The following is an 18,905-nucleotide window of genomic DNA, read 5'->3' as shown; positions in this document are numbered from 1 at the left end:
TGCTGGTCGCCTTGCTGCTCCAGAGACAGCCTGTTCCCCGTTCGGCGGCCGCGATCCCGACCCCGAAGGTGGCGGTGGCGCCCATGCCCATGCGGATCGTGGCGCCCCCTCCCCCGGGGTACGAGATGTCCCTGGCCCCGATGCAGCCCGAGACTCCTGCCGCTCCGATATCGGTTCCTGCCCCCGTGGCTTCGGATCCTGCCGTGGCCGAACCCGCGGCGATCTCCGCGGAGCCGGCGAGGCCGTTCCAGCTGGAAACCCTTCCCGTCCTCGAGCAGGATCTCACTGAATTCGATCTCCAACGGCCCGAGACCGCTGTCGCGACGAAGAAGGCTGCCGCGCACAAGCGGCCGCAGCCGCCGGTATCGGTTCGCTAGAGGGGCCGGCGAAAAAGGCCGAAGCGCCGAAAGACGATGCATCGGGATGAGGATCCGACGCTACAGCCTGATGCGGCCGGACCGGATCGGCTCTCACCGCAGAAACGGGGTTGATCGGACCGCAGAGCATGCGCTCGCGCTGACCCAAAAGAGATTGCAGCCCCCTCGAAACTGGGCAAACTGACGCGTGTTTCGGACGGGGGAGTTCAATTTCGAATGGAGCGGTCGCTCACCGTCACGCGCAAGCCAAGAGTGCTGATCGTCGAGGATGCCGACCTGCTCCTGGAGGTCACGATCGCCGCTTTCGGAGATGCCGGTTACGAGACGGTCTCGGCGAGCGATGGGGAGCAGGCCCTCGCTCTCTTGAATGGGCCGACACCCATCGACCTCCTGCTCACCGATATCCGCCTCCCCGGTTCGATCGACGGCTGGGACATTGCCGAGCGGGCGCGGGAGGCCCGGCCCTCCCTGCCGGTGATCTATGTCACCGGCTATGACAACAAGGCGCCCCGCCCGGTCGAGAACAGCCTGCTCTTCCTGAAGCCCTGCCGCTCGATGAAGCTCCTCGACGGCGCGCGGAGCCTCGGCGTCGGCAATGGCTGGGAAGGCCTGAGCTGACGGGGATCACGGTGATGGCGGCTACGCTCGCCCTGGCTCCGCCATGCCACGTGCTCTAGCATCCGCCCGCGAGGAAACGGACCAGAGGCGGATGACGATCGGGATCGGAAAACGGGGCGGTCTGCGCTGCCTTTTGCCGGCGTATGCATGCGCCGCGATCCTGCTTGGCGACGAAGCTCCTCGCGCGGCGGAGGCCACGGACAGCGTAGGTACCGCCCTCGTCGTCTCGGTCGACGTCTCGGGCTCGGTGGACGAGACCCGCTACCGCCTGCAGATGGAGGGGATTGCTGGGGCTTTGGAGGACGCGCAGGTCCTGGCTTCGATCGAGGCGAGCGGCGGCATCGCCTTCGCCATGGTCGCCTGGGCCGACACCGCGAGGCTGGCCGTGGGCTGGCGCCGGATCGCCTCGAAGGCGGAGGCGCAAGCCGCCGCCCGGCTGGTGCGGGCGGTGCCGCGTCAGCCGGGGGAATTCACCTGCATCGGCCGGATGATGCGCACCGTCGCCGCGACGGTCCTGCCCGCCCTGCCGGTGCCCGCCGACCGCACCGTCGTCGACGTGTCCGGCGACGGCATCGACAACTGCACCGACACGGACGACATCCGCGAGCAGCGCCAGAGCCTGGTCCAGGCCGGCACCACCGTGAACGGCCTGCCGATCCTGGTGCCGGGGGAGAACGACGTGGTCGGCGTCGGCGCCTTCCGGGCGCCGGGCTATGGCCTGCGTGAACTCCCGAAGCAGGCCGATCGGGACGGCACCACCCTCGACGCCTGGTACCGCGAGCACGTGGTGGCGGGTCCCGGCGCCTTCCTGCTCGCCGCCCAGGGCTACGGCGATTTCGCCCGGGCGCTGCGCCAGAAATTCGTCCTGGAGATCAGCGGGCTTAAGATCGCCCCCGATCGCGGCCTCCCCCCGACCAACGTGGTGAGCCGCTGAGCGGCCGCGGGTCGCCGGGGAAGGAAACAGAGCTCGGGAGAGGCCGATGCCCCATGTGAACGTCGTCATCGCCGGAAAGACCTACCGCATGGCCTGCGGCGAGGGAGAGGAGGAGCACCTCGCGGCGCTCGCCGCCGGCTTCGATGCCCGGGTCGCCGAGATGCGCAAGGCCTTCGGCGAGATCGGCGACATGCGCCTGCACGTGATGGCGGCGCTCACCGTCTCGGACGAGCTGGCCGAGCTGAAGCGCCGGATGGCCGCCCTCGAGGCGGAGGCGAAGCATCTGCGCGGCGCCGCCAAGGCGGTCGAGGCGGCGCAGGAGGCCGAGCGGGCGAGCCTCGCCGAGGGGATCAGCGGCACGGCCGAGCGGATCGAGCGCCTTGCCCGGGCCCTCGGGCGGACACAGCCGGGAAATTCCGCCGCATGAGGCCCGCCGCCCCTGGCGCGGGACGGTCCGCGCGTCTACATCTGCCGGGCGGGGCTGCAGAGTTCGTCAGGAGAACTTTCCCCGGGGCCTTATCGACTCCCTAGGGAGCTGTACCTGGCCTCGTCCGTGGACTTGGCCAACACGGCGCCCACCTACTCTGTAGGTTTCCCGGGATCGACACTCCAACGGCTCACGTGGCTCCGCACACCACCTCCCCCCACCGTTCCCGCAAGGCCGAGCTGCGCAAGGCGGCGCTGGCCCGGCGCGATGCCCTCGATCCGGAGGCACGCGCGGCGGGCTCGGTCGCCGTCGCCGAGACGGTGATGACGATCCCCGCCCTGGCGGAGGCCGCGATCGTCGGCGCCTTCTGGCCGATCCGCTCCGAGATCGATCCCCGCCCCCTGATCGAGCGGCTTTTCGCCCGCGGCCAGCGGGTGGCGCTGCCCAAGGTGACGCCGGACGGCCTCGTCTTCCGCGAGTGGAAGGCCGGCGAGGCGCTGGTGCCCGGCGGCTTCGGCCTGAGCGAGCCGCGGGACGACCTGCCGCCCCTCGATCCCACCGCCCTGATCGTGCCCCTCGCCGCCTTCGACCGGCGCGGACAGCGCATCGGCTACGGCGCGGGCTATTACGACAAGGCGATCGCCCGCCTCTCCGGCAACGGGCCGGTGCTCACCATCGGCGTCGCCTTCTCCGTCCAGGAGATCGAACACGTGCCCGCCGAGCCGCATGACCGGCCCCTCGACCACATGATCACCGAGACCGGGCCCGTCCCGCTCCAGCGGGACTGATCCCATGCGCCTCCTCTTCCTCGGTGACGTCGTCGGCCGCCCCGGACGGCGGGTGGTGGCCGACCGCCTGCCCGCGCTGCGCGAGCGCTGGCGCCTCGACTGCGTGGTGGTGAACGGCGAGAACGCCGCCGGCGGCTTCGGCATCACGGAGGCGATCTGCGACGAGATCCTCCAGGCCGGCGCCGACGTGGTGACGCTGGGCAACCATTCCTTCGACCAGCGCGAGGCCCTCGTCTTCATCGAGCGCCAGCCGCACCTGATCCGCCCGGCCAATTACCCGCCCGGCACGCCCGGGCGCGGCGCGGCGGTGATCGAGACGGCCAAGGGCGCCCGGGTGCTCGTGGTCAACGCCATGGGCCGCATCTTCATCGATCCCCTGGACGACCCCTTCACCGCCGCCGACAAGGCGCTCTCCGCCTGCCCCCTGCGCGAGGCGGCGGATGCGGTGATCGTCGATTTCCACGCGGAGGCGACGAGCGAGAAGCAGGCCTTCGGCTATTTCCTCGACGGGCGGGCGAGCCTGGTGGTGGGCACGCATACCCATACCCCGACCGCCGACCACCGCATCCTGCCGGGCGGCACCGCCTATCTCTCGGATGCCGGCATGTGCGGGGACTACGATTCCGTGCTCGGCATGCAGAAGGACGAGCCGATTCGCCGCTTCCTGCAGAAGACGCCGGGCAGCCGGCTCGAGACCGCGCAGGGCGAAGGCACCCTCTGCGGCATCGCGGTCGAGACCGACGATTCCACGGGTCTCGCCAAGGCGGTCTGGCCTGTGCGCCTGGGGCCGCACCTCGCGGAAACCTGGCCGGAAGCCTGGGATTGAGCCTTCCCCGCGGCGATGCGGAAGGCCGGGTCGCTTGATCGGGCGGGAGGCACACGACAGAGTGCGCCCCGACCGAAACCAGGAGCGGCGGCTCCCCGCGAAGCGGCCCGGACGAGAGTAGCAACCCGATGGCGGCCCGTCCCGCGTCCTCGCCCCTCGCCAAACCCACGATCTATCTCGTGCGGATGCTGGTGTTCCTGATCCTGGTCGGGTTCCTGGCCTTCGTCCTGTTCAAGCAGATCACCCCGGCCTTCCTGGCCAATCCCGGCCTCAACGGCCTGATCCTGGGCGTGCTGCTCATCGCCGTCCTGCTCGCCTTCGGGCAGGTGGTCCGGCTCTATCGCGAGGTCGGCTACGTCAACGCCGTCGCTTCCGGCGCGCCCACCGACCGGGCGCGGCCGGCGCTGCTCGACCCGCTCAAGCCCGCGATCCTGGCGCGGCGCGAGGGCACCACGCTCACCGGCACGCGGGCGCTCCTCGACACCGCCCATGCGCGCCTCGACGAGGGCCGCGAGATCCTGCGCTACATCGCCGGCATCCTCATCCTGCTCGGCCTGCTCGGCACCTTCTGGGGCCTGATCGACACGCTCTCGGCGGTGGGCGGGGTCATCACCTCGATGCGCGGCGGCGGGGACGCCGCGGTGATGTTCGACGAACTCAAGAACGGCCTCGCCGTGCCCCTCTCCGGCATCGGCCTCGCCTTCTCCGCCTCGCTGTTCGGCCTGTCGAGCTCCCTGGTGGTCGGCTTCCTCGACCTGCAGGCGGGCCAGGCCCATGCCCGCTTCCACAACGAGCTCGAGGACTGGCTCGTCTCCGGCGAGCCGCAGGTCGCGCTCTCGGCCGGCGGCGGCGTCTCCGCCCAGGATCCGGAGGCGGCCCGCGCCCTCAAGGAGGCGGTGGACCGCCTCTCCGCCGTGGTGGCCGAGGGCACCGGCGGCCGGGCCGCGACCCAGGCCATGACCAACCTCGCCGAGGGCATCCAGGGGCTCGTGCAGCACATGCGGGCGGAGCAGCAGATGATCCGCGACTGGGTCGAGGCCCAGGCGACCCGCGAGCGCGAGCTGAAGCAGGTGCTCGACCGCCTCGCCCGCGAGAAGGTCGAGTAGCGCCCATGGCCTCCGCCCGCGCGCGCTCCCATCGCGGCCTGAACGTCTGGCCGGGCTATGTCGACGCGCTCGCTACGCTGCTGCTCTCGGTCGTGTTCCTGCTGACCATCTTCGTGGTCGGCCAGTTCTTCCTGTCGCAGGAGCTGACCGGGCGGGACGCGGTGCTGACCCGGCTCAACCGGCAGATCGCCGACCTCACCGATCTGCTCGCCCTGGAGCGCTCGAACCGGCGCGCCAAGGAGGACGAACTCGACCAGCTGCGCTCGACGCTGACCGGCACGGAGAACGAGCGCGACCGCCTGCAGGCCATGGCCGATGCGGCGAGCGCCGCCCAGGGCAGGTCCGAGGACGCGGACAAGCAGCTCGCCGCCGAGCGGGGCGCCACGACGCGGGCGCAGAACCAGATCGACGTGCTCAACGAGCAGATCCGGGCCCTGCGCCGGCAGCTCGCCGCCCTGGAGGACGCGCTGGCCGCCTCCGAGACCCGGGACCGGGAGAGCCAGGCCCGCATCGCCGAGCTCGGCAGCCGCCTGAACGTGGCGCTCGCCCAGCGGGTGCAGGAACTGGCCCGCTACCGCTCCGACTTCTTCGGGCGCCTGCGCCAGATCATCGGCAGCCGCTCGGACATCCGCGTCGTCGGCGACCGCTTCGTGCTGCAATCGGAGGTGCTGTTCGCGGTGGGCTCCGCGGCGCTGAAGCCGGAGGCCGGGCCGGAGCTCGACCGGATCGCCGGCGCCATCCTCGACATCGCCAAGGAGATCCCCGCGGACATCCCCTGGGTGCTGCGGGTCGACGGCCATACCGATGCCCGGCCGATCCAGTCGGCGCAGTTCCCCTCGAACTGGGCGCTCTCCGCCGCCCGCGCCATCGCCGTGGTGCAGTATCTGCGCGGCCGGGGCATCCCGCCCCAGCGCCTCCTGGTCGGCGCCTTCGGCGAGTTCCAGCCCCTCGACACCGGCACGACGGACGAGGCCTATGCCCGCAACCGCCGGATCGAGATGAAGCTCACCGAGCGCTGAGAGGGGTTCCGGGCGCCCGGAACAGTCGATCCGGGCTCCCTTACCCACGCGGCTCTCGGAGACGCGGATCTCCGCGCATGCCGGACGGGGCGCCTTTCCTCGCCCCCTGGCTGGGTGAGGGGGACCGCGCGAAGCTTGGTGGAGTGGGTGGGCCGAGGGCGATGCTGGGAGCCTCGCTGCCCTCTCCGTCCGCTTCGCGGCCACCTCTCCCAGGGGGAGAGGAAAGGCGCCGCGGACCTTGCCGATCGACTGGAAAGGCTACGAGCGCGCACGGCAGGGCCATGGGATCGACACCTGCCCGCGTGCGTGGGCATTATTCCCACACAATCGGGAAACAATCGGGCGGCAGAACGCGGGGATCGGAAGATCGGAATCGCTGCTGTGCCCGAGAAGAGCCCCTCGCCGCGCCCGCCCTCGCCGCGGGAAATCGCCGGGATCGTCGCGATCCTGATCTGGGTCGTCGCCGTGCTGACGATCGATCGCAGCCCACCCCTGGCGCCGCCGGCCGTGCCCTATGGCAAGAGCCCTGTCAGGATCGGCACCGAGACGGCGGCCCTGCGATGATCCGGATCAGGCCGCGTCCGAGGCGGATGATGCGTCTGCGCCGGGCGTGCCGGATATGGGCCCTCAGGGCCGACGGGCCGGCACCAGGGCGGCCAGGATCGCGAGCGCCCAGGCGAGCATCAGGATCACCCCGCCGCTGGGTGCCGCCATCGGAAAGAGCGGCGAACCGGAGAGCGCGCGCAGGGACAGGTCGCCCGAGAACAGGGCGAGGCCGAGGAGCAGGCCGGCCGCCGAAGCCCGGGCCAGGCCGGCCCTGACGGCACCGCCGGCGCCGAGCGCCACGAGGCCGATCACGGCCGGCGCATGGAACAGCAGGAACTGCGCGGCGGTGCGCAGGGTCTCGCCACCGGCCGTGTGGGCCGCCGCGGCGCTGGCCGCGACGCCGAGCAGCCCGGCGAGGCCGGCCAGGGCCAGGAGGGCGCGGTCGAGCCCGCTCATACGCCGCGCTCCGCCAGCAGCCGCGCCACGCTGGCCCGCAGCTCCGGGACGCCCAGATCCGTCCGGCTCGAGGTGAGCAGCACCTCGGGATAGGCGGCGGGCCGCTTGGCGAGCGCCGCCTTGATGCCGGCGATGCGGGCCTCCACCTCGGACTTCTTGAGGGCGTCGCCCTTGGTCAGCACGAGCTGGTAGGACACGGCCGCCTTGTCGAGGCCGTCGAGCAGATCGGTGTCGATGCCCTTCAGGCCGTGGCGCGAATCGACCAGCACGAAGACGCGGGCGAGATTGGCGCGGCCCTTCAGATAGGCGTGGACCAGCTTGGTCCAGGCCTCGACCTTGGCCTTCTCGACGGCGGCGTAGCCATAGCCCGGCATGTCCACCAGGGTCAGCCGGCTGCCGATGCGGAAGAAGTTGAGCTGCTGCGTCCGCCCCGGGGTGTGCGAGGTGCGCGCCAGGGTGTTGCGCCCGGTGAGCGCGTTGACGAGGCTCGACTTGCCGACATTGGAGCGCCCGGCGAAGGCGATCTCGACGCCCTCCATCGGCGGCAGGGCGCCGAGCGCCGGGGCGGCCGCGGTGAAGTCGGCGCTGCCCGCGAAGAGGAGGCGGCCGGCTTCGAGGAGATCGGGGGAAGGCGCGTCGGTGTCCGACAAGTTCATCACCGAACGGTTCGTCGACGCCTCGTCCCGGAGGGCGAGGCAGGATCGGGGGCTCAAACGAGGGAAAGGGGGCCGGGGCCCCCTCACCGTTTCACGCGGTTCCGGTGCGGGCTCTCGGCGTCAGCCTTTGGCCGCGGCGCTCTTCTCGTTGCGCTTGAAAGTGTTCCTGAGGTTGTCCCACAGCTCCACCTTCACCCCGTTGCGGCGCATGATCACGTATTGCTGCAGCACCGAGAGGGTGTTGTTCCAGGCCCAGTAGATCACCAGGCCGGCCGGGAACGAGCCGAGCATGAAGGTGAACAGGATCGGCATGAAGGTGAAGACCTGCGCCTGGACCGGGTCCGGCGGCGCGGGGTTCATCTTCATCTGGACGAACATCGTGATGCCCATGATGATCGGCCAGATGCCCAGGTGGATGAAATCGGGCGCCGCGAAGGGCAGCAGGCCGAACAGGTTGAGCAGGCTGGTCGGATCCGGCGCGGCGAGGTCCTGGATCCAGCCGAAGAACGGCGCGTGCCGCATCTCGATGGTGATGAACAGGACCTTGTAGAGCGCGAAGAAGACCGGGATCTGGATCAGCACCGGCCAGCAGCCGGCGACCGGATTGATCTTCTCCTTCTTGTACAGCTCCATCGTCGCCTGCTGCATCTTCAGCTTGTCGTCCTTGTACCGCTCGCGGATCGCGGCCTGTTCCGGCTGCACGGCCTTCATCTTGGCCATGGAGACGTAGGAGCGGTTGGCGATGGGCAGGAAGAAGATCTTCAGGATCAGGGTGACGACGAGGATCGAGACGCCGAAATTGCCGAACAGGTGGAAGAAGAAGTCCAGCGCGCGGAACATCGGCTTGGTGATGAAGTAGAACCAGCCCCAGTCGATCATCAGATCGAACTGCTTGATGCCGAGGTCGCGCTCGTAGGCGTTGATCTGGTTGACCTCCTTGGCGCCGGCGAACAGACGCTGGGTCGTGGCCGCGGAGGCGCCGGGCGCGACGGTCGCCGCCTCGCCGCGGATGCTGGTCTGGTAGACCTTGGTCGCGCCTTCGCTGCGCTCGGTGAAGGAGCCGGTATAGGGCTTGTCCTGGTCGGGGATCGCGGCCGCGGCCCAGTACTTGTCGGTGATGCCGACCCAGCCGCCGGTCACGTTCGCCCAGGCCTTGCCTTGGGTGTTCGCGCCGCCATAGGCGGGCTCCTTGGCGATCTTGTCGTAGGTGTATTCCTGCAGGCCGTCGCCGCCGAGCACGCCGATCAGGCCCTCGTGCAGCACGTAGTAGCCCTGGGTGACCGGCTTGCCCCAGCGCGAGACGAGCCCGTAGGGATAGAGCGTGACGGGGTTCGCGCCCTTGTTCTCGACCTCGTCGCGCACCGTGAACATGAACTTGTCGTCGACGGCGACGATGCGCTTGAAGACGAGGCCGGCGCCGTTGTCCCAGGTCAGGGTCGCGGGCTTGCCGGGGGCGAGCACGTCGGTATCGGCCTTCCACACGGTGTCGCCGTTGGGCAGCGGGCCGGCATTGGAGCCGACCCAGCCGAACTCCGCGTAATACGGGTTCGCGGTTCCGGTGGGGGAGAGCAGCACGATGCGCGGGCTCTCGTCGCTGACCGTCTCGTGGTAGTTCTTGAGGCTCACGTCGTCGATGCGCGCGCCCTTGAGCGCGAGCGAGCCGTAGAGGGCCGGCGTGTCGATGCGCAGGCGCGCCGAGCGGGCGAGCGCCTCGTCGCGGGAGACCGGGCCCTGGGCGCCGAGGCCGGGCAAGGTGCCGGGCGCGGGGGCGGCGGGGCCGCCCTCCTGCGGGCTCGGCGCGGGCATGCCGTCGGGACCGGCGGTCTGCCCGGCGGCGGCCTTGTTCTGGATCGCGGCCTGGCGCTGCTTCTCCGTCATCGGCGCGGCGACGAAGTAGTTCCAGCCGAGCAGGACCGCCAGCGACAGCGCGATCGCGACGAACATGTTCGTCTTGTCATTACCCATCGGTCGATCCGTGCGGCAGGTCTTGGGAACGGGCGGGGCGTCCGGAGGGACGCGTGGAAGCGCCGCGCACGCGGGGGGCGCGTGCACGGCTGCGGCCGGCATCGGAGCCGGGCTGATCCGAGGTTGAATGCGGCGCGGCCGGGCGGTCCTGCCGGCCGGCGGCCTTCGGCTTGGTGACGGCGCCGAAGGCGCGGCGCAGATCCTCGACGATGGCCGCGAAGGGCGCGTCGAGAAGCGGCCGGCGTCCGACGATCACCACGTCGGCGGGGAGCGTGGCCGCATCGAGGGCCGCGCGATCCACGGCGCCGCGGAGCCGGCGGCGGATGCGGTTGCGCTCGGTCGCGTGGCCGACGCGCTTCGTCACCGTGAAACCCACATGGAGACCCTCGGCGGTCTCGCCGCCGCGCGTCTCCTCGGGCGCACGGACACGGCCCTGCGCCGTCATCCGCTCGGTATGGAAGCGGCGCCCGGCGGCAGCCGCCAGGAAGTCGGGCCTGCGCTTGAGCCGCCGAACCTTCACGACCGCTCCGATCGGCCTCGAGACGGGATCAAAAGGCGCCGCGCGAGGCGACGCCCGACGGCCTCAGGCCGAGAGACGCTTGCGGCCGTGGGCGCGGCGGGCCGCGATCACCTTGCGGCCGCCGGCGGTGGCCATGCGGGCGCGGAAGCCGTGACGGCGCTTCCGGACGAGCTTGCTCGGCTGATAGGTTCTCTTCATCGTCAGTCTCCAACGGAGGGTGATCGGCCGGGCGGCGCTCGACGCGCCCAGACCTGCACCCCGCCTCTCGAAATGATTGCAATCACGAAGCGCGCGCGGGATCTCCGGCGGCGCATCACGTCGGCGCGGCTTATGGCGGATGGGCCCCGTCAAGTCAATTCGGAAGGCGGGGCGGAATGCGCCTCGGGTTAACCGGTCATTAACCTTTCCTGGTTACCAAGAAGACATGTCCAGGTTTCCTGGATGTCGAGTGGGATTGCTGTCCACTCTGTTTTGATGCCTCCCTGTTGACTCGGTCAAGCCGCCCTCCGGGGCGGCTTTTTTCTGGCCGCTGTCCGGCCCTCATCCTCCCCCTGCGCGGCCGCATCCTTACTGCCGCACGACGCAACCTTGACCGTTCTGGCGCATTCTAAAGGCCGGGTAAGGTTAACAGAACGTCAACGGCGCGCGGCCGTGGGATCGGCGCTAGGCTTGCGCCATCAATGCGGAAGACGCCGGCGCGGTCCTGATTCGGGACGGTTTCGCTCCAGGCGCGGCGCAGGAGGCAGGATGAGCGAGCTCGACGTTATGTTCCGGGACGAGCCGGACTGGGTGAATTTCGGGGCGACCTATGTCGGCTCCGAGGCTTTCCGGGCGCTGTTCAAGGAAGGCATGATGTTGGTGGAGGAGACTGCGGCCTATCTCGACGGCGACGGCCGCACCGAATCGCGGCTGGTCTCCCGGGACGCGTCCCTGGCCTATGCCAGCGAGAGCATGCGGCTCACCACGCGGCTGATGCAGATCGCCTCCTGGCTGCTCGTGCAGCGCGCCGTCTCGGAGGGCGAACTCACCCCCGGCCAGGCGCTGGAGGAGAAGACCCGGGTGAAGCTCAACGCCGCGGAGACCCCCTCCCCCATGGCCGACAGCTTCTCCCTGCTGCCCCTGCGGCTGCAGGAGCTGGTCCAGCGCTCCCGCCGTCTGCATGCCCGCATCCTGCATCTCGACACGCTGATCGCCGACGACCGCCCGGCGCCGATGGCCGCGCCGAGCCCCGTCGCCGCCCAGCACGGGCTGCTGATGAGCGCCTTCGGGCGCTGAACCAGAGCGGGACGGCGCCCCTCGCCGCGGGGGCTGTCCCGGTCTTTCCCCTGGACCCGCAAAGAAAAAGGCGGCGCCCGAAGGCGCCGCCTTTTCTCTATCTCGCGGCAGAACGCGGCGCGGGGCGCGCCGCCGATCTCACTTCTTGCCGAAGGCGAGGCCGCCGAAGCGGGAGTTGAAGCGGGACACGCGGCCGCCGCGATCCAGCATCTTCTGCTCGCCGCCGGTCCAGGCCGGGTGGGTGGTCGGGTCGATGTCCAGGTTGAGGACGTCGCCCTCCTTGCCGTAGGTCGAGCGGGTCATGTACTCGGTGCCGTCGGTCATGACGACCTTGATGAAGTGGTAGTCGGGGTGCTCGGTGCCCTTGGCCTTGGCGGCTGCGTCTTTTGCCATAACGAAATCCTTGCTCTAGCACGCCGAACGAGACGGGCCCGGCGGGCCGCGGCCATAGATCGCGCGAAATCGGATAAGGGCGGGCCTATACCCCAGGCCTGCGACACGAACAAGTGTAGGGACGAAACGGATGACGAGGGACGATGGCCGCGCGTGACAAGGCTCGCGGCGCCGGCCGCGATGGTGTCGAGAAAGCCCGGGGACGGGCGCCCCTCGGGGCCCTGAAGCCGCTGATTCCCTTCGCCAGCCGCTACCGCGGGCGCATCGCCGCCGCGCTGGTGGCGCTGGTGGCGGCCTCCGGCGCGACGCTGGTGGTGCCGGTGGCGATCCGCCGCGTGATCGACCACGGCTTCTCGCCGGAGGGACAGGCGCTCATCAACAGCTACTTCGTCGCCCTGCTCGGCGTCGTGGCCGTGCTCGCCCTCTCGAGCGCGGGCCGCTACTACACGGTGGTGACCCTGGGCGAGCGCGTGGTCGCGGACCTGCGCAGCGCCGTGTTCAAGCGCCTGACCCTCCTCGACCCCGCCTTCTTCGACCGGGCCCAGTCCGGCGAGATCGTCTCGCGCCTGACCGCCGACGCGATGCAGGTGAAGTCGGTCTTCGGCGTCTCGATCTCGATCCTCCTGCGCAACGCCTTCCTGTTCGTCGGCGCCGTGGCGATGATGGTCTGGACGAGCCCGAAGCTCTCGATCCTCGTGCTCGGCGCGATTCCCCTCATCGTCTTCCCGCTGATCCTCTCCGGCCGCGGCGTGCGCCGCCGCTCCCGCGCAGCGCAGGACAAGCTCGCCGAGGCCACCGCCTACGCTACCGAGGCCATCGGCGCGGTGCGCACGATGCAGGCCTTCGGCATGGGGGCGAGCACGGCGGCGCGCTTCGCCGGGGCGTCCGAGAACGCCTATCTCGCCGCCCGGGCCTCGATCACCGCCCGCGCCCTGCTCACGGGCGTGGCGATCTTCCTCATCTCCGCCAGCGTGGTGGGCGTGATGTGGTACGGCGCGCAGGGGGTGCTCGCGGGCACCATGAGCGCGGGTCAGCTCTCGCAATTCGTGCTCTACGCGGTGTTCGGCGCGAGCGCGCTGGGACAGCTCTCCGAGGTCTATGGCGAGCTCGCCCAGGCGGCCGGCGCCGCCGAGCGCCTCGGCGAGATCCTGGCCACCGAGCCGGCGATCCACGCTCCGGCCCAGCCCGTCGCCTTGCCGGAGCCGGCCCGCGGCGAGGTCGCCTTCGAGGAGGTGCGCTTCGCCTACCCGACCCGGCCCGAGCATCCGGCGCTCGCCGGCATCTCGTTCAAGGCGGAGCGGGGCGAGCGAATCGCCCTCGTCGGCCCCTCCGGCGCCGGCAAGACCACGGTGCTGCAGCTCCTCCTGCGCTTCTACGACGCGCAGGGCGGGCGCGTGCGGGTCGACGGGGTCGACGTCACCGCCGCCGATCCCGATTCGCTGCGCCGACGCCTCTCCCTGGTGCCGCAGGATCCGACGGTGTTCTCGGGAAGCGTGATCGACAACATCCGCTACGGCCGCCCCGAGGCGAACGAGGCGGAGGTGGTGCGGGCGGCGGAGCTCGCCCATGCCGACGGCTTCATCCGGGCCCTGCCCCAGGGCTACGCCACGGCGGTGGGGGAGCGCGGCATGACCCTCTCCGGCGGCCAGCGCCAGCGCATCGCCATCGCCCGCGCGATCCTGAAGGATGCGCCGATCCTGCTCCTCGACGAGGCGACCTCCGCCCTCGACGCGGAGAGCGAGCGGGCGGTGCAGGACGCCCTCGACCACCTGATGGAGGGGCGCACCACCCTGGTGATCGCCCATCGCCTCGCCACGATCCGGCAGGCGGACCGCATCCTCGTGTTCGACGAGGGCCGGATCGTCGAGGAAGGCACCCACGAGAGTCTGATCGCTCGCGGCACCCTCTATGCCCAGCTCGCCCGCCTTCAATTCACCGACGCGACGGACGAGGCCCTGCGCCCGCGCCCGAAGCTCGCGGCCCTTCCGGCGGAGTGAGGGCGCCCCGCATGCCCCGCGCGGCGACGGGGCATGCGGGAACCGGGCCGGCCCGGTGCGTCTTGATGCTGCACCGGCCGAGCTTGGCCGTGGGAGCGCCGCCATGACCATCACCGTCTCGCATCTCCAGCCGCTGATCGCGATCCTGGCCGGGATCCTGATCCTGATCGTGCCGCGGCTGCTCAACTACATCGTGGCGATCTACCTGATCGTCGTCGGGGTGATCGGGCTCGGGCTGTTCCGCGGCCTGTCCTGAGTGCGCGCCCGACCGGAACCGGCGTCGTCGCCGAGGGATCGACCGCTGCCCGGACGCGGCTCGCGGGCGATCCCGCGGGCTTCCAGGGGGCGGTCCCCTCGCGCACAATCGGCGATGACAGAATACAATCTCCGTCAGTACCCCCGCTTGCGGGAACGGATGTTCATCTTGCGTTGCGGTGCGGTATGTTCCACGCCCTGACGCAAGGGCTCTCGCCGGGTCGCCGGCCGCCATTTTCCCGTGAATGGAACGAGACAGATGACGAAGTGGGTCTACTCCTTCGGTGACGGAAAAGCCGAAGGCGAAGCCTCGATGCGCAACTTGCTCGGGGGCAAGGGCGCCAATCTCGCCGAGATGTCGAACCTCGGGCTGCCGGTACCGCCCGGCTTCACCATCACCACCGAGGTCTGCACCTACTATTACGACCACGAGAAGTCCTATCCGCCGGAGCTCCGGGCTCAGGTCGAGGAGGCGCTGAAGAAGGTCGGCGGCCTCACCGGCCGCAGCTTCGGCGACGCGACCAAGCCGCTCCTCGTCTCCGTGCGCTCCGGCGCCCGCGCCTCGATGCCGGGCATGATGGACACGGTGCTCAATCTCGGCCTGAACGACGAGACCGTCGAGGCCCTGGCCAAGGATGCCGGCGACCCGCGCTTCGCCTACGATTCCTACCGCCGCTTCATCACCATGTACTCGAACGTGGTGCTGGGCGTGGAGCACCACGCCTTCGAGGAGGCGCTGGAGCACTACAAGGAGGAGAAGGGGCTCAACCTCGACACCGAGCTGAAGGCCGAGGACTGGAAGCACCTGATCGGCGTCTACAAGGGCATCGTGCGCGCGGAGCACGGCGCCGACTTCCCGCAGAAGCCCGAGGACCAGCTCTGGGGTGCCATCGGCGCCGTGTTCAGCTCCTGGATGATCCCCCGCGCCAAGAAGTACCGCGAGCTCAACCGCATCCCCGAGAGCTGGGGCACGGCGGTGAACGTCCAGGCCATGGTGTTCGGCAATATGGGCGACACCTCGGCCACCGGCGTCGCCTTCACCCGCAACCCCTCCACCGGCGAGAGCGCGCTCTACGGCGAGTTCCTGATCAACGCCCAGGGCGAGGACGTGGTGGCGGGCATCCGCACCCCGCAGGACATCACCGAGAAGGCGCGGATCGAGGCGAAGTCGGACAAGCCGTCGATGGAGACGGCGATGCCCGAGAGCTTCGCCGAGCTGACGCGGATCTACGGGATCCTCGAAAAGCACTACCGCGACATGCAGGACATGGAGTTCACCATCGAGAATGGGAAGCTCTGGATGCTGCAGACCCGCAACGGCAAGCGCACGGCCAAGGCCGCCCTGCGCATCGCCGTGGAGCTCGCGGGCGAGGGCCTGATCTCCCGCGAGGAGGCGATCAAGCGCATCGAGCCGGCCGCCCTCGACCAGCTCCTGCACCCGACCATCGACCCCAAGGCCGCGCGCAAGGTGATCGCCACCGGCCTGCCCGCCTCTCCGGGCGCGGCGGTGGGCGCCATCGTGTTCTCCTCCGAGGAGGCCGAGGCGGCCCGCAAGGCCGAGCGCAAGTGCATCCTGGTGCGCATCGAGACCTCGCCCGAGGACATCCACGGCATGCATGCCGCCGAGGGCATCCTCACCACCCGCGGCGGTATGACCAGCCACGCGGCGGTGGTGGCCCGCGGCATGGGCAAGCCCTGCGTCTCCGGCGTCGGCTCGATCCGGATCGACTACAAGGCCAAGACCCTCTCCGTCGCCGGCAAGACCCTGAACGAGGGCGACGTCATCACCATCGACGGCGCCACCGGCCAGGTGATCGAGGGCGAGGTGAAGATGCTGGAGCCGGAGCTCTCCGGCGATTTCGCCACCCTGATGGGCTGGGCTGACGAGATCCGGCAGATGAAGGTCCGCACCAACGCGGAGACGCCGAACGATGCCCGCACGGCGCGCAACTTCGGCGCCGAGGGCATCGGGCTCTGCCGCACGGAGCACATGTTCTTCGAGGGCGACCGCATCGTCGCCGTGCGGGAGATGATCCTCTCCGACGACGCCGAGGGCCGCCGGGCGGCGCTGGCGAAGATCCTGCCCTACCAGCGCCAGGACTTCGTCGAGCTGTTCACGATCATGTCCGGCCTGCCGGTGACGATCCGCCTGCTCGACCCGCCGCTGCACGAGTTCCTGCCGCATGGCGAGGCCGAGCTGAAGGAGGTCGCCGATTCGACCGGCGTGCCGGAGGAGAAGCTGCGCCGCCGCCTCGCCGAGCTCGACGAGACCAACCCGATGCTGGGCTTCCGCGGCTGCCGCCTCGCCATCGCCTTCCCCGAGATCGCGGAGATGCAGGCCCGCGCCATCTTCGAGGCGGCGGTGCAGGCCGCCAAGGAGACCGGTGCCCCGGTGACCCCGGAGGTGATGGTGCCCCTCGTCTTCACGAAGAACGAGTTCGATCTCGTGAAGGCGCGCATCGACGCCATGGCCAAGGCGGTGGCGGAGGAGACCGGGGCCACGGTCGAGTATCAGGTCGGCACCATGATCGAGCTGCCGCGGGCGGCCCTGCGTGCCAAGGAGATCGCCGAGACGGCGGAGTTCTTCTCCTTCGGCACCAACGATCTGACCCAGACGGCGCTCGGCATCTCCCGCGACGATGCCGGCAGCTTCCTCGGGCCCTACACCCAGAAGGGCATCATCCCCTTCGACCCCTTCGTCACCATCGACCAGGAGGGCGTGGGCGAGCTCGTGCGCATCGGCGCGGAACGGGGGCGGGCGCAGCGGCCCAACCTCAAGCTCGGCATCTGCGGCGAGCATGGCGGCGATCCCGCGTCGATCGCCTTCTGCCAGGATGTGGGCCTCGACTACGTGTCCTGCTCGCCCTTCCGCGTGCCGATCGCCAAGCTCGCCGCGGCCCAGGCGGCGCTGGGCGTGACTCACGCCGGTGAAGGCTAGGACGGTCCTGGAGCGGCGCGGAACCACCGGTTCCGCGCCGCAACCGTTTCGGGCCGGAACGGCCGTTTTCCGTTCTGTGACGCGGTGCAAGAAACGAGAGGGTAGAATAATTTAAGTCCGACTCTCGCGAACCGTTGTCGTGCCCGGGCGTTCAATGATAGCGGAAGTCTGGAGCGCTCGGGGCGCTGCTGGTCGTCCGGCCAGGGTCCCAGCGGGATTTCACCGATGACCGATCCCAGCCCCTCTTCCGCTCTCCTCGTCGCGCGCGCGCCCTTCCTCGCCCAGCGGGCCGGCCAGCAGGCCCTGATTTGGATCGGGGCGGTTCTCTCCGTCTCCGTGACCATCGTGGCCGTGGCCTATGCGATTGCCCTGCGCAGCGACCGCGAGGCTGGGCGGATGATCATCGCCTCGCAGAACGGCAGCGGCTATGCGCGCATCGTCGTGAACGGACTGGCCCTGCGCCAGGCCCAGCCGCTGCCCTGAGACGCTGCACTCGCGGCGGCCTTAACGCCCCGGCAACCATACCGCGCGATACCTGAAGCCGTGCTCGTGCACGGCGTGTTTCCGCCATCCTGTGCCGCGAGCCTCTGGCATCGGGTACGGGTCGCGTGGCGTGAGGACGAACCGGATACGACGGAAACGGCGGTCGGGTCGCAGCCTGCGCTGGCTGGGGGCCGCGGTGGCGCCCTGGGCCGGGGCCCTGGGCCTCGTCATCTCCTTCACCGCCGATGCCGGCACCGAGAGCGCGATCGGCTCGAGCCTCGTGCGTGCGCTGGATGCGCGCATGGCGCCCCCCCTCCCCGCCGGCACGGTGCTGATCGGCGCCCTCGACGCCGAGGCCCTGGCCGCGCCCCTGCGGCTCGATGCGAGCCTGCTGCGGGACGATCTCAAATCCCATGCCCGGGTGTTTCCCGTGCCCGCCCGGGAGAGCAAGGGCGATGCGGCGGTCGCGATCGGTGCGAGTTTCGAGCGGGCCGCCGTCGCCCTGCGCGAGCAGCGCTCCGTCGGCCTGATCACTGGAGAGGGCGAGGGCATCGCGGGGGTGTTCAGCGCTGGCGCCGCCACCTGGAACCCGGATCTGGAGCCCGAGGGCTTCACCGCCGTGCCGGATCTCGGCCTCGGTCTCGCTCCCGGCGCCGAGGGCGACACCCCGGGCGAGGACGACCTCGCCGCCTCCGACGGCGCGACGCCGACGGTGCCCCGCGCGGTCGCCCTGTCTTCCACGACGCCGGCGCCGGCCGATGCCACCCCGATCGAGGTGGCCGCCGCGAGCTTGGCGCTGCCCGGCTATTCCCCGCGCCTCGATGCGGCCCCCTCCCCCGCCCTGCCGGAGAGCGCCCGCCACCGCTATGCCGACCTGATCGCCCCCGACGCCATGGACCGGGAGCAGCGCTGCCTCGCCGAGGCGGTCTATTTCGAGGCCCGCAGCGAGCCCGAGGAGGGCCAGGCCGCGGTGGCGCAGGTGGTGCTCAACCGCGTGAAGAGCGGGCTCTACCCGAGCAATGTCTGCGGCGTGGTCTACCAGAACCGCCACCGCTACATGGGCTGTCAGTTCTCCTTCGCCTGCGAGGGCAAGTCCCTGCGCATCACCGATGCCGGCTCCTGGCAGACCGCCACCCGCATCGCCAGCGCGGTCATCGAGGGCCGGACCTATCTCAGCGAGGTCGGCGGGGCGACGCATTACCATGCCGACTATGTCCGCCCCGGCTGGTCCCGCCGCCTGCGGAAGATGGACGTGATCGGCCGTCATATCTTCTATCAGCTGAAGCGCGGGCAGACCTGAGCGGGCGCAAGGCGTCCCCGGTTTCG

The 18,905-nt window shown here is 70.4% G+C and carries 21 protein-coding genes and 1 other RNA gene; 16 read left to right on the top strand and 6 right to left on the bottom strand.

Features of this window, described 5'->3' with window-relative positions:
• Positions 1-203: 203 nt before the first annotated feature.
• The 10 genes from MMB17_RS15430 to MMB17_RS15385 all read left to right on the top strand — a co-directional run bounded on the left by MMB17_RS15430 (position 204) and on the right by MMB17_RS15385 (position 6,659).
• The gene (locus MMB17_RS15430) at positions 204-377 is read left to right on the top strand and encodes a hypothetical protein (protein WP_241099409.1); all 174 of its coding nucleotides are present in this window, start codon (positions 204-206) and stop codon (positions 375-377) included.
• A 216-nt stretch (positions 378-593) separates the two neighbouring features.
• Positions 594-995, top strand: a complete 402-nt coding sequence (locus MMB17_RS15425; RefSeq protein ID WP_241099407.1) for a response regulator — start codon at positions 594-596, stop codon at positions 993-995.
• Positions 996-1,086: 91 nt separating this feature from the next.
• Positions 1,087-1,929: a DUF1194 domain-containing protein gene (locus tag MMB17_RS15420; protein WP_241099405.1), complete on the top strand. Its 843-nt coding sequence runs from the start codon at positions 1,087-1,089 to the stop codon at positions 1,927-1,929.
• A 46-nt stretch (positions 1,930-1,975) separates the two neighbouring features.
• Positions 1,976-2,356, top strand: coding sequence for a cell division protein ZapA (locus MMB17_RS15415; RefSeq protein WP_238312969.1), 381 nt, complete (start codon positions 1,976-1,978; stop codon positions 2,354-2,356).
• Positions 2,357-2,404: 48 nt separating this feature from the next.
• A non-coding RNA gene (ssrS, locus tag MMB17_RS15410) (6S RNA) lies at positions 2,405-2,561 on the top strand.
• Entirely contained in the window at positions 2,551-3,144 is a 594-nt protein-coding gene (locus tag MMB17_RS15405) for a 5-formyltetrahydrofolate cyclo-ligase (protein WP_241099404.1), read from the top strand. Before ssrS ends, MMB17_RS15405 begins: the two co-directional genes overlap by 11 nt.
• 4 nt (positions 3,145-3,148) lie before the next feature.
• Complete coding sequence (locus tag MMB17_RS15400; protein ID WP_238312973.1) at positions 3,149-3,970, top strand: TIGR00282 family metallophosphoesterase; 822 nt, start codon at positions 3,149-3,151, stop codon at positions 3,968-3,970.
• 128 nt (positions 3,971-4,098) lie between these two features.
• Positions 4,099-5,076 carry a MotA/TolQ/ExbB proton channel family protein gene (locus MMB17_RS15395; protein ID WP_238312975.1) on the top strand — a complete coding sequence of 326 codons (978 nt, stop codon included), beginning with the start codon at positions 4,099-4,101 and terminating at the stop codon, positions 5,074-5,076.
• A 5-nt stretch (positions 5,077-5,081) separates the two neighbouring features.
• Positions 5,082-6,095 (top strand): peptidoglycan -binding protein, encoded by a 1,014-nt coding sequence (locus MMB17_RS15390; RefSeq protein WP_241099402.1) that lies wholly within the window; start codon positions 5,082-5,084, stop codon positions 6,093-6,095.
• Positions 6,096-6,476: 381 nt separating this feature from the next.
• Positions 6,477-6,659: a hypothetical protein gene (locus MMB17_RS15385; protein WP_241099400.1), complete on the top strand. Its 183-nt coding sequence runs from the start codon at positions 6,477-6,479 to the stop codon at positions 6,657-6,659.
• Positions 6,660-6,722: 63 nt separating this feature from the next.
• Here the strand turns inward: MMB17_RS15385 and MMB17_RS15380 are convergent, their stop codons facing one another.
• The 5 genes from MMB17_RS15380 to rpmH all read right to left on the bottom strand — a co-directional run bounded on the left by MMB17_RS15380 (position 6,723) and on the right by rpmH (position 10,436).
• Positions 6,723-7,097, bottom strand: a complete 375-nt coding sequence (locus MMB17_RS15380) for a DUF423 domain-containing protein (RefSeq protein ID WP_241099398.1) — start codon at positions 7,095-7,097, stop codon at positions 6,723-6,725.
• Entirely contained in the window at positions 7,094-7,753 is a 660-nt protein-coding gene (gene yihA, locus MMB17_RS15375; RefSeq protein ID WP_241099397.1) for a ribosome biogenesis GTP-binding protein YihA/YsxC, read from the bottom strand. The genes MMB17_RS15380 and yihA overlap by 4 nt, the downstream gene beginning before the upstream one ends.
• Positions 7,754-7,873: 120 nt before the next feature.
• A complete protein-coding gene (gene yidC, locus MMB17_RS15370; RefSeq protein WP_241099394.1) occupies positions 7,874-9,718 on the bottom strand; it encodes a membrane protein insertase YidC in 1,845 nt (614 codons plus the stop codon).
• Entirely contained in the window at positions 9,711-10,238 is a 528-nt protein-coding gene (gene rnpA, locus MMB17_RS15365) for a ribonuclease P protein component (RefSeq protein ID WP_241099393.1), read from the bottom strand. Before rnpA ends, yidC begins: the two co-directional genes overlap by 8 nt.
• Before the next feature lie 63 nt (positions 10,239-10,301).
• Positions 10,302-10,436 carry a 50S ribosomal protein L34 gene (gene rpmH, locus MMB17_RS15360; RefSeq protein ID WP_012253788.1) on the bottom strand — a complete coding sequence of 45 codons (135 nt, stop codon included), beginning with the start codon at positions 10,434-10,436 and terminating at the stop codon, positions 10,302-10,304.
• 549 nt (positions 10,437-10,985) lie between these two features.
• On the opposite strand from rpmH, the gene rcdA reads away from it, so the two are divergent.
• Positions 10,986-11,513 carry a protease adaptor protein RcdA gene (rcdA, locus tag MMB17_RS15355; RefSeq protein ID WP_241099391.1) on the top strand — a complete coding sequence of 176 codons (528 nt, stop codon included), beginning with the start codon at positions 10,986-10,988 and terminating at the stop codon, positions 11,511-11,513.
• A gap of 138 nt (positions 11,514-11,651) precedes the next feature.
• Here the strand turns inward: rcdA and rpmE are convergent, their stop codons facing one another.
• Positions 11,652-11,906 (bottom strand): 50S ribosomal protein L31, encoded by a 255-nt coding sequence (gene rpmE, locus MMB17_RS15350; RefSeq protein ID WP_147047842.1) that lies wholly within the window; start codon positions 11,904-11,906, stop codon positions 11,652-11,654.
• A 143-nt stretch (positions 11,907-12,049) separates the two neighbouring features.
• Here rpmE and MMB17_RS15345 point away from each other — a divergent pair, with 143 nt between their 5' ends.
• The 5 genes from MMB17_RS15345 to MMB17_RS15325 all read left to right on the top strand — a co-directional run bounded on the left by MMB17_RS15345 (position 12,050) and on the right by MMB17_RS15325 (position 18,879).
• Positions 12,050-13,903: an ABC transporter transmembrane domain-containing protein gene (locus tag MMB17_RS15345; protein ID WP_241099389.1), complete on the top strand. Its 1,854-nt coding sequence runs from the start codon at positions 12,050-12,052 to the stop codon at positions 13,901-13,903.
• Between the two features lie 103 nt (positions 13,904-14,006).
• Complete coding sequence (locus tag MMB17_RS15340; protein ID WP_238312991.1) at positions 14,007-14,159, top strand: DUF3096 domain-containing protein; 153 nt, start codon at positions 14,007-14,009, stop codon at positions 14,157-14,159.
• A gap of 258 nt (positions 14,160-14,417) precedes the next feature.
• Entirely contained in the window at positions 14,418-17,096 is a 2,679-nt protein-coding gene (gene ppdK / locus MMB17_RS15335; RefSeq protein WP_241099385.1) for a pyruvate, phosphate dikinase, read from the top strand.
• A gap of 225 nt (positions 17,097-17,321) precedes the next feature.
• Complete coding sequence (locus MMB17_RS15330) at positions 17,322-17,579, top strand: hypothetical protein (protein WP_241099384.1); 258 nt, start codon at positions 17,322-17,324, stop codon at positions 17,577-17,579.
• A gap of 196 nt (positions 17,580-17,775) precedes the next feature.
• Positions 17,776-18,879, top strand: coding sequence for a cell wall hydrolase (locus MMB17_RS15325; RefSeq protein ID WP_241099382.1), 1,104 nt, complete (start codon positions 17,776-17,778; stop codon positions 18,877-18,879).
• Positions 18,880-18,905 lie beyond the last annotated feature (26 nt).

Origin of the sequence: Methylobacterium organophilum, from assembly GCF_022533465.1 — a bacterium.
GTDB classification, from domain to species: Bacteria; Pseudomonadota; Alphaproteobacteria; order Rhizobiales; family Beijerinckiaceae; genus Methylobacterium; species Methylobacterium organophilum.
Note: the sequence above shows the minus strand (reverse complement) of the source record. Positions and strands in the feature narration are given on the sequence as shown.